General features: G+C 63.0%; 8 protein-coding genes. All 8 read left to right on the forward strand.

Annotated features, from left to right (window positions below; all coding sequences use genetic code 11):
* The first annotated feature begins 120 nt into the window (after positions 1-120).
* The 8 genes from A7V84_RS20525 (at position 121) to A7V84_RS20550 (ending at position 13,958) form a co-directional block, all read left to right on the forward strand.
* Positions 121-1,824 (forward strand): ShlB/FhaC/HecB family hemolysin secretion/activation protein, encoded by a 1,704-nt coding sequence (locus A7V84_RS20525; RefSeq protein ID WP_063940030.1) that lies wholly within the window; start codon positions 121-123, stop codon positions 1,822-1,824.
* Between the two features lie 33 nt (positions 1,825-1,857).
* On the forward strand, positions 1,858-10,602 hold the full coding sequence (locus tag A7V84_RS20530; protein WP_063492060.1) for a two-partner secretion domain-containing protein: 8,745 nt from the start codon (positions 1,858-1,860) through the stop codon (positions 10,600-10,602).
* Positions 10,599-11,459 (forward strand): PoNe immunity protein domain-containing protein, encoded by an 861-nt coding sequence (locus tag A7V84_RS20950; RefSeq protein ID WP_082832990.1) that lies wholly within the window; start codon positions 10,599-10,601, stop codon positions 11,457-11,459. The genes A7V84_RS20530 and A7V84_RS20950 overlap by 4 nt, the downstream gene beginning before the upstream one ends.
* A gap of 208 nt (positions 11,460-11,667) precedes the next feature.
* Positions 11,668-11,982, forward strand: a complete 315-nt coding sequence (locus A7V84_RS20535; RefSeq protein WP_063492059.1) for a DUF1153 domain-containing protein — start codon at positions 11,668-11,670, stop codon at positions 11,980-11,982.
* The gene (locus A7V84_RS20540; RefSeq protein WP_063492058.1) at positions 11,979-12,800 is read left to right on the forward strand and encodes an IS3 family transposase; all 822 of its coding nucleotides are present in this window, start codon (positions 11,979-11,981) and stop codon (positions 12,798-12,800) included. Before A7V84_RS20535 ends, A7V84_RS20540 begins: the two co-directional genes overlap by 4 nt.
* A 69-nt stretch (positions 12,801-12,869) precedes the next feature.
* On the forward strand, positions 12,870-13,328 hold the full coding sequence (locus A7V84_RS21295; RefSeq protein ID WP_127070801.1) for a hypothetical protein: 459 nt from the start codon (positions 12,870-12,872) through the stop codon (positions 13,326-13,328).
* A gap of 31 nt (positions 13,329-13,359) precedes the next feature.
* Entirely contained in the window at positions 13,360-13,674 is a 315-nt protein-coding gene (locus A7V84_RS20545; protein WP_063492057.1) for a DUF1153 domain-containing protein, read from the forward strand.
* Positions 13,671-13,958, forward strand: a complete 288-nt coding sequence (locus A7V84_RS20550; protein ID WP_231940007.1) for a hypothetical protein — start codon at positions 13,671-13,673, stop codon at positions 13,956-13,958. The genes A7V84_RS20545 and A7V84_RS20550 overlap by 4 nt, the downstream gene beginning before the upstream one ends.
* Positions 13,959-13,980 lie beyond the last annotated feature (22 nt).

The raw sequence follows: 13,980 nt of genomic DNA on the forward strand, positions 1-13,980 counted from the left end.
TGACTCCCGTCGATTCGGTATCGTTTTTATCCTGCCCATCCAGGACAAAACAGTCACAGCGAGGCACCGCGTCCACGTACCACCGTGGCGCGGCAGCACGCCCGTGCAATGGGAGAAAAAATGGGGCCGTGGCTTCGACGGGCACGCCGGACCTGTGCCGGTTTGCTGCTACCCCTGGCGCCGGCGCTGGCACAGACGCCGCACAGCGCCCCACAGGAATGGCTGCGCCAGCAGACGCGCGAGCGGGTGCTGCGCGAACAGCGGGAAACCGCGCCGTACGTTCGATCACGGCGAGCACCGCCCCCTTTACCGGAGAGGCTGCCCCGCAGCGAAGCGCCGTGCGTCCCGATAGACCGCATCCGCCTCACGGGCGAAGAGGCCGACCATTTCCTCTGGTCCCTGCAAGCCGCCAACCCCAGGCATGACCCCGCCACGGGACGTTGCCTGGGCACCGCTGGCATCAACGTGGTCATGGCACGTGTGCAGAACGCCATCATCGCCCGCGGCTTTGTCACGACCCGCATCCTCGCCGCGCCGCAGGATCTCACAACCGGCACGCTGACCCTCACCCTCGTGCCCGGCCGCTTGCGCAGCATCCGCTTCGCCCCCGGCACCTCCCTCAAGGCCACCTCCTGGAACGCCGTGCCGGCCAGGCGCGGCGACCTGCTCGATCTGCGCGATATCGAACAGGCGCTGGAGAATTTCAAACGCCTGCCCACGGTCGAGGCCGATATCCAGATCACCCCGGCCGAAGGCCTCGATGCGCGTCCCGGCGAAAGCGATCTGGTCGTGCGCTGGCGACAACGCTCGCCGCCGGCTCGCATCAGCGTGTCGCTGGACGACGCCGGCAGCAAGGCCACCGGCAGGCTCCAGGGCAGCGCCACGCTCTCGCTTGATGACCTCCTGATGTGGAATGACCTGTTCTACGCCAATGTCAACCAGGGCGTATTCAACGCCAACCGCAGGGGCAGCCAGGGCTACGCATTGCACTACAGCGTGCCTTACGGCTACTGGGCCCTCGGCGTCACCATTGGCGGCTACTCGTACCGCCAGACTGTCGCCGGATACCGCCAGCACTACGTGTACCGCGGCACCAGCAAGAATGCCGAAGTGCGTCTGTCGCGCCTGATCTATCGCGACGCCCGAAGCAAGACATCGCTCTACGGCCGAGGCTGGATGCGCCAGTCCAACAACTTCATCGACGACACTGAAATCGAGGTCCAGCGCCGCCGCACCGGCGGCTGGGAGCTGGGCCTGTCCCACCGGGCGTACCTGGGCGAAAGCACGCTCGACGCAAGCCTCGCCTATCGCCGGGGCACGGGCGCCTTCCATGCGATGGCGGCGCCCGAAGAAGCCTTCGGCGAAGGCACTTCGCGGATGAAGCTCGTCACCGCCGACATCCAGTGGATCGTCCCGCTGCGGCTGGGTGCGCAGCGCGCCCGCTATATCGGCAGCTGGCGCGCGCAATGGGACCGCACACCGCTGGTGCCCCAGGACCGCTTTGCCATCGGCGGGGACTATACCGTGCGCGGCTTCGACGGCGAACTCACGCTGATGGGCGAGCGCGGCTGGGTCTGGCGCAACGAACTCGCCCTGTTGCTCGGCGCCGGGCAGGAGCTTTATGTCGGCGTCGACCAGGGCCACGTCGGCGGTGCCTCCACGCGCTGGCTCCTGGGGCGCAACCTGGCCGGCGCAGTCATCGGGCTGCGCGGCGGCGCCAAGGGTTTCTATTGGGACGTCTTCGCCGGCGTCCCGCTGTCCAGACCCAAGGGCTTCAAGACCCGCTCGCTGAGCACGGGCTTCACGCTCAGTTGGTCCTACTAAGAACGCACTGATTTCGTCCACGCAAGGGATGGGATGAACAAACACCTCTACCGCATCGTATTCAACCGGGCGTTGGGCCTGTGCCAGGTGGTAGCGGACATTGCACGCCGCAACCGGCCCGGCGCAAACCCGGGCGCCGCCGGTCGCCGGTTCATGGCCGCCCGCAATCCGCTGCGCCTCGCCCTGATGCTCGCGCTCGGCCAGGCGCTCATCGTCCCCTTGGCCGACGCCCAGCTTGTTGCCGACCCCGGAGCCCCCGGCAATCAGCGACCGACCGTGCTCGAAGCCGCCAACGGCGTGCCCCTGGTAAACATCCAGACACCCAGCGCCGCCGGCGTCTCGCGCAACGCCTACGAACAATTCAACGTCGAACAGCAAGGCGCCATCCTCAACAACTCCCGCACCAACACGCAAACGCAATTGGGCGGGTGGGTCCAGGGCAACCCGTGGCTGGCGCGCGGCGCGGCTCGCGTCATCCTGAACGAAGTCAACGCCAGCGACCCAAGCCGATTGCACGGCTATCTCGAAGTGGCTGGCGAGCGCGCGCAACTGGTCATCGCCAGCCCGGCCGGGATCTCCTGCGACGGCTGCGGCTTCATCAACGCCGACCGTGCCACCCTCACCACCGGCAAACCCATCGTCACCGGCGCTTCACTGGAGGGATATCGCGTTCAAGGCGGCGCCATTCGAATCCAGGGCAAAGGCATGGATGCCAGCGCCACCGACTACACCGACCTGATTGCCCGGTCCGTGAAAGCCAATGCCGGCATCTGGGCGCGGCAGTTGCAGGTCACTACCGGCGCCAACGAGGTCAGCGCCGACCACGCCAAGGTACAGAGGCAGGCCGCCCGCGGCGAGGCGCCCGCCTTCGCCCTGGATGTCGGCGCGCTCGGCGGCATGTACAGCCAGAAGATCGTGCTGGTCGGCACCGAGCACGGTGTCGGCATGCGCAACGCCGGCGCGCTGGGCGCGCTGGGCGCGCAGGCCGGGCAACTGGTGGTCACCGCCGATGGCCGCCTGGAAAACAGCGGTACGATGCAGGCCGCGACCGATACCCGCATCGACGCCCGCGGCGGGGTCGCCAACGCCGGCACGCTCAGCGCCGGCCGCGAGCTGGGGGTCACGACCCCCAGGGACATCGACAACAGCCGGGGCACGCTGAACGCGCGGCGCATCCAGGCCAACGCCCAATCGCTGAAGAACCGCGGCGGCGCCATCGAGCAGACCGGCACCCGGGATCTCGCGCTGCGCGCAGCACACCTGAGCAACCGCGGTGGGGGCCGCCTCGGTCTGGCCGCGCCGGATGCCGGTAGGCCTACCGGCAACGGCGGCACATCGGGAATCGGGGTCGACGATGAAACCACCGGCACTGGCGATGGCCGCCACCTGCCCGGGACGACGACCGGCACAGGCGCAGCGCCCCTGGCGCAAGGCAGGCTGACCATCGCCGCCACGCTGGACAACGACGGCGGGCGCATCATGGCCGGCGGCGCGATCGACGTCACGGCCCGCGCCGGCCTCGACAATGACGGCGGCCATCTCGGCGCGCGCCGGCTCGACGTCAGCGGCGGCGACCTCGGCAACCGCAAGGGCGAAATCAAGGTCGCTGCCGATGCGCGCATCGCGGCGGGCCAGCTCGGGAACGATGCCGGCCTGATGTACCTGGCCGGGCCCGTTACGCTGGATGTGCTGGGTTTTTCCAACCGCGCCGGCACCCTCCTGCACAGCGACAAGACCGATACCCGCATCCGGGTCAAAGCACGGCTGGACAACGACGGCGGCATCCTCGCCGGCAACGGCGCACTGCAACTCCAGGCAGGCTCGATCAACAACCGCAACGGCATCATCCATGCGGCAGGCTCGGCACCCACCCGCATCGAGGTGGCCCGTACGCTGGACAATACGGGCGGCGCCCTGGCTGCGGCCGGCGCCACCCGCGTGACAGCAGCCGCGCTCCTCAACCACGGCGGCAGGCTGCAGACCTCCGGCCCCGCCGGCCTGTCGGTCGCGGTGGAAGGAACGCTGGACAACCGAGGCGGCAAGCTGGGCAGCGCTGCAGGGCTCAGCCTGAGCGCGGCAACCCTGGACAACCGTAGCGGTGTCGCGCACGCCCAGGGCGATCTGCGCACCCGCAGCGAGCGTCTCGACAATCGCGGTGGCCGACTGGGCAGCAGCGCCCGCGCCGATATCGAAGCCTCCACGCTCGACAATGGAGGCGGCCGCATCCAGGCGGGCAATGACCTCATCATCAAGCTGTCCGGGGTAGCGGACAACCATCGCGGCCTGGTGCTCGCCGGTGATGGCCTGATGGTCAACGCCGCGCAAATCCGCAACCGCGACACGCAAGGCGCGGATGCCGACAAGCCCCTTGGCCTGCAGGGCAATACCGTGGAGCTGTCGGCCAAGCACATCGACAACACGGCCGGCGCCATCGCCGCCGGCCGTCACATCGGCATTCGCGACCCGGGCGCGCACAGCGTGCTCGACAACACACGCGGCAACGTTTCCTCGGGCGGCGGCATCGACATCGCCATCAACCGCGTCCTCAACCCGGCGGGCACGCTGCTCGCCGGCACGTCACTCAACGTGACCGCCGACAGGCTTGGCGGCGACGGCAGCCTGCTGTCCAAGGGCGACCTGAGCCTCATTCTCCAGCAGGACTTCACCCTCCTCAAGGAAGTCGCCGCCAACGGTCGCGCCTTCATCAGCACCGCCGGGCTGCTGACGAACCACAGCCTTCTCCAGGCCGGCGAGCTGGAAGTCCGTGGCGTCAACGTCAACAACACCGCCACCGGCCAGATGAACGGAGGTCGCACCACCGTCGTTGCCCGCGACACCCTGACCAATCGCGGCCTGATCGACGGCGGCCAGACCCGCATCGAAGCCGGCACCCTGGACAACGTGGGCGCCGGCCGCATTTACGGCGACCAACTGGCCCTCCAGGCCGGCACCCTGAACAACCGCGAGGAGGCGGACCGCGCGGCCGTCATCGCTGCCCGCCTGAGGCTGGATATCGGCGCCCGCCTCATCGACAACCGTGAACAGGCCTTGATATTCAGCGCCGGCGGCGGCAGCGACGCCCTCAACATCGGCGGCACGCTGGACGCGAACCACCAGGCCAGCGGACGCGCAGACCTCGTTCGCAACGACAGCGCCACCCTCGAATCGCTGGGCGGCCTGACGATTGATACTGCCCGTCTGCTCAATCGCAACCTGCACTTCGCCACCGAACTCGCACAGGTCGGCGGCGCCACCCGCCACCTCTATATCCAACCCGAGGACGACCCCGACAAACACAATGCGAACGGGTACCGCTGGGAGAGCTGGAGCCGCGCCGGACGGTATCGCAACAAGCAAACCGGCGAAGCGGTCCACGCATGGACCCAGTACGACGTGACGCAGACCGTATATGAAACCAGGGTCATCGAAAGCGTACCCGCGCTTATCCGCTCTGGCGGCAACATGACCTTGCGCGGCAGCGAACTGGTCAACGACAAGAGTCGGATCATCGCCGGCGGCACCCTGCACGGCGACCTCGACCGGCTGAACAACGTGGCCGCTTCCGGTGAGCACGTGACACGCCAGAGCGGCACCAGCCAGTACACCTACAGCAAATGGCGCGGTGGGTTCAAGCGCTACCACCAGCGCAAATGGGACGGCAAGATTGCCTACACCCCGGCCGACCTGGTGGAAACCATCGCGCTCAACGTCTCCAAGGTCGTGCAGAACGCCGCGGGCGGCGACCTCAACGTGGACGGCCGTCAGATGGCCCGCCAGCCGATCACCGAAGTCCCGGCCGACCCGCAGCCGTTTCACCGCCCGGCAACCGGCGATAACGCCAGCGCAGACCGGGCCGACGCCCCGACACGCATCCGGACCATCGAAGTAGAAACCGATGTACCCGCCAACAGCCTGTTCCGTGCCGCTCCCCAAGCCGGCGACTATCTGGTCGAAACCGACCCGCGCTTCGCCGACTACCGCAACTGGCTCAGCGCCGACTATATGCTCTCCCAGCTCGGCTACGAGCCGGCCAGCGTGCACAAGCGCCTGGGTGACGGCTTTTACGAACAGACGCTGGTGCGCGACCAGATAGGCCAGCTGACCGGTCGCCGCTTCCTCGACGGCTACGCCAGCGACGAAGCGCAATACCGCGCCCTGCTGGATGCCGGCAGCACCTACGCCAAGGCCTGGAACCTGCGCCCCGGCGTGGCGCTCAGCGCCGCACAGATGGCCCAACTCACCAGCGACATCGTCTGGCTGGTGGAGCGCGACGTCACGCTGGCCGACGGCACCCCCACCCGCGCCCTGGTGCCCCAGGTCTATGTCCGGGTAAAACCGGGCGACCTCGATGCCCGTGGCACCCTGCTGGCCGCCCACGCCATCGACCTCGACCTCAAGGGCGATTGGGTCAACTCGGGCACCCTCGCCGGGCGCACGGCGCTGAAGCTCACCGCAGAGAACCTGCGCAACCTGGGTGGCCGCCTCAGCGGCGATGCCGTGGCCCTGAGCGCCCGGACCGATATCGACAACCTCGGCGGGGTCTTCGCTGCCGACAGCACCCTGCTGGTCAAGGCGGGCCGCGACCTCAACGTCGTCAGCACCACCCGCAGCGACGCCAAGCAGGCGGGTTTGAGCGATTTCAGCCGGACGAACATCGACCGGGTGGCAGGCCTCTACGTCACCCGCCCGGGCGGCGTTCTGCTCGCCTCGGCAGGTCGGGACGCGAACCTGACTGCGGCCCTGGTTGGCAACGACGGCAAGGACGGCCAGACCGCCATCGTCGCCGGCCGCGACCTCACGCTGGGCACCGTCAAGGTGGCCGGGCAGGAGAACAACGTCCGCAACGCCAGCAACTACCTGAAGCAAGGCGACGTGCAGGACCTCGGCACGCGCATCGACACCACAGGCGATGCGCGCTTGCAAGCCGGCCGCGACCTGACCGCCATCGCCGCCAACGCCACCAGCAAGAAAGGAGCCTTGGTCGCCGTGGCCCAGCGCGACGTCAACATCCTCGCCGGGGAAACCTCCAGCAACTGGAGCGAAGGCCGCCAACACAAGTCCAGGAGCCTGCTGGGCTCCAGCCAGAAGACCACCCGCAACAGCCTCCAGGCAAGCAAGGCGGTGTCCAGCACCTTCAGCGGCAACACCGTGGCGGTGCAAGGCCAGAACGTCAGCACCACCGGCAGCCACGTCGTCTCCGATGCCCGCACGGCCATCGCGGCGAAGAACGACCTGACCATCCAGGCCGCCAAGGAGACCTCCAGCGAAAGCCACTCCAAGGAAACCAGGAAAAGCGGCTTCCTCTACAACGGCGGTGTCGCCTTCACCGTCGGCAGCCAGATGCTGAGCAACGACCGCAAGGACGTCAGTACCCGTGCGGCGACCTCGACCGTCGGCTCCACAAAAGGCAACGTCACCCTGGTGACGGGCAATCACTACCAGCAGATTGGCAGCCATGTGCTGGCGCCCGAGGGCGACATCGACCTCCACGCCAGGAAGGTCGATATCGTCGAGGCGCGGATAACCGGCACCAGCACCCGGGAGAGCCAGTTCCGCCAATCGGGCCTCACCGTGGCCCTGACATCACCCGTGATTTCGGCGGTGCAGACCGGCCAGCAGATGAAAAGCGCCGCCAGCAACACGTCAGACACGCGGATGAAGGCGCTGGCCGCCGCCACCACGGGACTTGCCGCCGTCAACGCCTACGACGCCGTCAGCGCGGACCCGAAGGCCGCCGGCGGCCTCAACCTCTCCATCACCGCTGGTTCCAGCAAAAGCGACAGCAAGTCCACCACCACCCACGACACGGCGGCCGGTTCCATCGTGGCCGCGGGCGGCAACGTGCACATCAGCGCCACCGGCCAGGACTCCGACCTGACCGTGCGCGGCAGCACCCTCAGCGCGGGCGGCAACGCCCACCTCAAGGCCGATGGCGATATCAATCTGCTCGCGGGCAGGAACACCGTCGAGACCCAGCGCAACAGCTCCGGCTCCAGCGCAGGCATGGGCGTCGCGATGGCTATCGGCCAGGGCGGCGCCTCCCTGGGCATCACCGCCAACGTCAGCCGCGGCAAGGGCAAAGGCGAAGGCCAGGACGTCAACTGGACCAACACGCACGTCAACGCCGGCAACCGCCTGACCCTGGAATCCGGCGGCGACACCCACCTGCGCGGCGCGCTCGCCCGCGGCAAGCAGGTCGTGGCCGATATGGGCGGCAATCTCAACATCGAGAGCCTGCAGGACACCAGCACTTTCAAGAGCAAGGACAGCAATGTCGGCGGCAGCGTCACCGTGGGCACCGGCTTCTCCGCCAGCGCCAACGTCAGCAAGCAGAAAATCGACAGCGGCTATGCCAGCGTCACCGGGCAGTCGCGCATCGCGGCCGGCGACGGTGGCTTCCAGATAAAGATCAAGGGCAATACCGACCTCAAGGGCGCGGCCATCGCCTCCTCCGAGCAGGCGGTCAAGGACGGCCTCAATACCTTGACCACCGGCACACTCACCACCGGCGACATCAAGAACCACGCCGAGTACAAGGCCAGCAGCGTCAGCCTGGGCGGCGGCTACCGCGTCGGCAATGGCGGCATGAAGGAAATCGCCCGCCATGGCGACGGCCCGGGCGCGGGCGGCGGGGTCGGCACCAACCAGCAGGGCCAGGCCGCCACAGGCGGCCAGGTGCCCGGCACCACCTTGCCGACCCATCGCAACTTCAGCGCCACCGCGCCTGTCGCGCTCGGCGCCAGCGGCAAGGACAGCAGCACCACCCGCAGCGGTATCAGCGGTGCGAACATCACCATCACCGATGAAGCCGGCCAACAGGCAATCTCGGATAAATCGGTCGATGAAAGGATGGCCGAACTGAACCGCGACGTGTTCACCGGCCAGGATGGCGCCAACACACTCAAGCCCATCTTCAACGAACAGGAAATCAAGGCCGGCTTCGAGATGGTGGGCGCGCTACAGCGCGAAACCGGCACGTTCCTCAACAACCGCGCCAAGGAAGCCACTGCGGCCACGCTGGCGCTGGAACAGGAACTCGCCAAACCGGAAGGCGAGCGCGACCCTGCACGCCTGGCGGCTCTCCAGCAGAAGTTGAACGATAGTGCGATGTGGGCGCCGGGCGGCACAGGTCGTCGGGTGTTGACCGCGCTGGCCGCAGCGGCCGGCGGCAACGTGACTGGCGCTTCAGCGCAGTTTGCACAGAACCTGTTGGTCAACTACTTGCAACAGCAAGGCGCCGGATACATCGGAAAGCTGGTCAAGGATGGGAACCTCAGCGAAGGCAGCCCAGCGCATGCGGCACTGCATGCCATTGTGGCCTGCGCGGATTCGGCTGCCGGCAATCAAAATTGCGGCAGTGGGTCATTGGGCGCAGCAGCAAGCAGCCTGCTGACCGACCTGTTCAACGACAACCCTGATGAAACGCCCGAACAGAAGGAGGCCAGGCGCAATCTTGTGACAAGTCTGGTCGCGGGTATCGTCTTGGCGGGTGGACAGGACGTGGCCACGGCCGTCAACAGCGCGGTATCCGCAGTAGACAACAACTGGCTCACACAGTCCGAAGTCAAGGAAGCAAACAAAGCCATCAAAGCCTGCGAGGAGCAAGGCGGTGATGTCCAGGCGTGCAAGAACCAAATCGTTACGGCGATGAATGAACTGGACACGGTACGTGATATGGACCTGTTCGAGGGCAAGCGTCAAATCGAACTGGAGATGAAACGTATGCTCAGCCAGGCAGTCAACGCTTGTGGGAAGGATGTCTGGTGTCTGGATCAAGCCAATCAGGACATCCTGCGCTGGGGTAAACAGCAGTTCCAGCAACTGACTGCAACGGTAAGACAGGTGGATGCCGCCGGCCAACTTGTGACCGGCGGGTTCTACCCGGATGGTGTAGCGAGCGCGATGTGGCAAGGCGCGCTTGGAGCAGCCAAGGATTTGCCCAACAAGCTCGATGCCGTTGGCAACTACCTTTCCGAAAAAGGGGTTACCGGTGTTGCCGCTGACATAGCAGGCGGCATCAAGCAATCCAGTATTGATTTCATTGACTGGCTGGTCAGCGATCTGCCCTATCACTCTATCGAGCGCAAGGTTGATGAAGTACTGACACTGCACGCGGGAGATGTTGGTGGCATTGCATTCAACACTAGCGCTGGGACATTAGTTGGATTCGCTGGCGGCAAGGCAGTGCAGCTCGTCGGCGGGAAATGGGTGCCTTTGGCGGGCAAAGCACTGGATGACCTCATGGAGCGTCAGGCCTTCCAAGCTCTGATGCGCAGTGGCGGCGTCCATGGCAAGGATGGTCTGCCACTTCTGGATCTCAAGCATCTGACTAACGACCAGAAGCGTGTCATGGGAGAGCTGTTCGGAGAGCACTCCGTCAAGAATCTCTTTCCTAATGGAGAAAAACTGGCACGGTTGCAAGGAACAGGCAGCAAGGGAATTGATGACCTCTATCGCACCAATCGACCCGACGTAGACTTTGTCGTTGTCGAATACAAGTTCGGGACATCCAAGTTAGGACACACAGCTGACGGCATTCAGATGAGCGACGATTGGCTAACCGGAGCCAAAAGCAATTTCGATCGAATCCTAGACTCGGTTGGCGGTGACGTTGCAAAAGCCCGTGACATTCGAAAGGCTCTCGATGCTGGCCGTGTTGAACGCTGGGTTGTGAATACTGATCCACACGGTAGCGTTTCGGTCGGCATAGTAGACCGAATGGGCAAGTTTATTCCCAAGCACGAGGCTACGCTGCAGATTTTGAAGGGGCTGAAATGAAGAGAGACCGCCTGGGAAATATGGATTACTGGGATAAATGGATTAGATTTGGGGAGCAAGCGATATTTGAGAGCAAGCAAATTGTTCTCACCCCTCCCGGCGATCCTAGATACCGGCCCCAGTTCATTTTCGGCATTGTCCAAGACTCATATGAACTTGCGCTACGACGTTATTCGCGTGGAGATCCCATCTCGGAGCTATCCGTGTTTGACGATGTCATGGAGTTTTGGGAAGAGTCGAGACGGCTTGAGGAAGAGGTCTGGAGTCCAGAGCAGTTTCATACGCACAAGTCATGGACAGTCAACTTTGACTTATACATAGTTTGCTTCTGGCTAGTCGGTCTTGCGCTTACCCTTGACGTTCCAGAAAAACAGTGGGAGCGTTTGTTAGTGCTGGTAGGGAACGAGGGAGAGGATTTGCTTCTGGATAGCGTGATATTCAGCCGAAAAACTGGAAGAAAGATTGGAGACAATCTGTGTTTTCCAAAGGCATATAGAAAACTACTCGATGTTACTTTGGCACCCACGGAGCAGCAACCCAAAGTTCTGAGAGCTTATCTTGATGGTTGGTACACTGGTTTAAAGGAAGCTGGCCCGACAACTTCCCCGTCAAGCCATCGCACTCCATATTGGTACAAATTCGGCGATGAGAATTTTGAAGGAGGTGCCTATTTCGGACGCTGGTGCATCGAGGCGGTAGCCGTGGCAAAGGCCTTCAATATCGATGACACACTTTGTCTAGACCATCCACACTACCCTGGCGATTTGCTCAAAGATGGTCGCTCTCCGCGCTACCCAGATACCTCGGCCTTAGTTCAAAAGAACTGGCTAGGCCGTTTTTTTAGTGGAAAGCCCTAGCGTGTGAGACGCCATTTTTCCAAAACACGGTTAACCATGCCGTTTGAGCGCATTCATGTTTGGCGCGATTCCTTCACTCCTCATGGCTGCTTGGGTGTTGCCCCAAAGAAAAAGAGAGGACTTAAGCCCTTACGATGATCCTATACGCTGACCTCCCTTGTAATGACCCATTGAAAACCTGCTCAGGTCATAATCGCGGAAAAACGACATGAGCAAGACGATGGAAGAAGACATCAAACACTGGACGGCCAAGCGTAAAAGCACGTTGGTATTGGACATCATCCAAGGAAAAACGACGGTTTCAGAAGCGAGCCGACAGTACGATCTGTCGCCGTCGGAAGTCGAGCAACGGGTCGATGATGCCAAACGGGGCATGGAGAATGCCTTGCGTGCCAATCCCTTGGATACCAAGGAACAGTATGAATGCCAGCTAAAGGATCTGCAGGAAGCGTACGGCGAAGCGATGTTGGGGCTGCGTGCCCGAAAAAAGCTGCAAGCCCTGCTGGACGAGGAAGGGAAATGATCCTTCGCGTGCAGCAGGGCCTGGCGGCCGAAGGCTTCGAGGTGTCGCTCTCGAAGCTATGCCGCTGGTTTGGTGTGCCGCGTCCAACGGTGTATTACCGACCGGGGAAGTCGGCACCGAAGGTCGATCCAAAGTATGTCGAACCGATTAAAGCGATGATCGAGGAGTCGCCGTCGTTTGAGTACCGGACGGTGGCCTGGCTGCTGGGGTTCAACAAGAACACGGTCCAGCGCTTCTTCCAGATCAAGGGCTGGCAGGTGCGCAAGCGCCCGATTGGCTTCAGGCCACGGATCCAGGCATTGCCTTCAGCGGCCACAACGCCGAACGAACGTTGGTCCACCGATCTATGCCGTATCTGGGCGGGCCGAGACGGCTGGGCCACGTTGGCGCTGGTCATCGACTGCCATACCCGCAAGTTGCCGGGCTGGCATCTGTCGCGCAGCGGCAAGGCCTGCACGCCGGGCAGCGCCCTGGGACACGCCTTGATCGCTCGGTTCGGGACGGTGGGGAGAGTGCCGGCGCCGTTCCTGCTTCGGTCTGATAATGGACTCGTTTTTACGTCACGTGACCACACCGCGTTGGTGCGCAGCTACGGGCTGCGCCAGGAGTTCATCACGCCACACTGCCCTCAGCAGAATGGCATGGTCGAACGCGTGATCCGTACTCTGAAGGAGCAATGTGCACATCATCACCGCTTCGAAACCCTACAGCATCCCAGCCGCGTGATTGGCGACTGGATACGCTTTTATAACCAGCAACGGCCTCACCAGGCGCTGAAGATGGAAACCCCGGCTCAAGCCTACGCTTTAGCCGCATAAGTTGAGCAGGTTCCGCTGGGTCATTACATGCAAGCTTCTAGGTTATTCAAAAAATCAAGGTTGCATACCATGAAGAACTATCCTCGTTTAAAGGTTTTTCTATGGTTCTCAATGTGCCCCGCCGTTGGTGGAGTATGCCTTGCCTTAACCGGGGCGTATCATGCAGCCCTAGAACCAGAGATCAACGAAATCTCAATTGTTGCATTTACCGCAGCGACCTCATTATTAATGGCGACCATTGCCACCATAGTTAACATCCCACCAGCTTTCGCTCTAGCGAGCCTCTATTCTTTTCTCCGTCTTTATCGTTCGTGGCAGAGCTATTTATTGGTAGGCGTCTTGGGTGGAGGCGGGGCGTTCTTTTGGGGTGTACTTATATCTCCGATAAATGATGGAAAGGATTATTGGACAGCAATTTCAGATAGTTGGCTGGCCACTCCATTTACAAGTGCATTTTTCCTTGGAGCGATTTCATCACTTTCTGCGGCGTTCTGGGCGTTACCAAAGAAGTGTAATGACCCAGTGTAATCCTGCTCACGTCATAATCGAGGAAATGACGATGAGCGCGAAGATGGAAGAAGACATCAAACGCTGGACGGCCAAGCGCAAGAGCGCGCTAGTGCTGGACATCATTCAAGGCAAGACCACCGTCGCCGAGGCCAGCCGCCAATACGACCTGTCGCCCTCAGAGGTCGAACAGTGGGTCGACGATGGCAAGCGGGGCATGGAGAATGCGTTGCGGGCCAATCCACAGGACGTGCGCGAGCAGTACGAGCGCCAGCTCAAGGACCTTCAAGAGGCCTACGGCGAGGCGATGCTGGAGCTTCGCGCGAGAAAAAAATTGCAGTCCCTGCTGGGCGAGGACGAGAAGTGATCGAGACGATCCACCAGGGACTGCAAGCCGACGGCATCACCGTCTCGATCGCCAAGCTGTGCCGCTGGTTCAACGTGCCTCGCCGCACCGTCTACTACAAGGCGGTGAAGGCATCGCCAAAGCTCGATCCGCAGTTTGTCGCGCCCATCAAGGCGCTGATCGAAGAATCGCCGTCGTTTGGCTATCGAACGGTGGCGCATCTGTTGGGGTTCAACAAGAATACCGTGCAGCGCGTGTTCCAGTTGATGGTAATGCCCCCTAAAAAACGGGGGAATCAGAAGTAGAATTTTCTCATTAAGGAGTTCT

The organism is Bordetella trematum (assembly GCF_900078335.1).
Taxonomy (GTDB): Bacteria; Pseudomonadota; Gammaproteobacteria; order Burkholderiales; family Burkholderiaceae_B; genus Bordetella; species Bordetella trematum.

Excerpts from the sequence above, each read along its gene's own strand:
- A7V84_RS20525 (WP_063940030.1), top strand. The coding sequence starts at position 121 with ATGGGGCCGTGGCTTCGACGGGCACGCCGGACCTGTGCCGGTTTGCTG.
- A7V84_RS20530 (WP_063492060.1), top strand. The coding sequence starts at position 1,858 with ATGAACAAACACCTCTACCGCATCGTATTCAACCGGGCGTTGGGCCTG.
- A7V84_RS20950 (WP_082832990.1), top strand. The coding sequence starts at position 10,599 with ATGAAGAGAGACCGCCTGGGAAATATGGATTACTGGGATAAATGGATT.
- A7V84_RS20535 (WP_063492059.1), top strand. The coding sequence starts at position 11,668 with ATGAGCAAGACGATGGAAGAAGACATCAAACACTGGACGGCCAAGCGT.
- A7V84_RS20540 (WP_063492058.1), top strand. The coding sequence starts at position 11,979 with ATGATCCTTCGCGTGCAGCAGGGCCTGGCGGCCGAAGGCTTCGAGGTG.
- A7V84_RS21295 (WP_127070801.1), top strand. The coding sequence starts at position 12,870 with ATGAAGAACTATCCTCGTTTAAAGGTTTTTCTATGGTTCTCAATGTGC.
- A7V84_RS20545 (WP_063492057.1), top strand. The coding sequence starts at position 13,360 with ATGAGCGCGAAGATGGAAGAAGACATCAAACGCTGGACGGCCAAGCGC.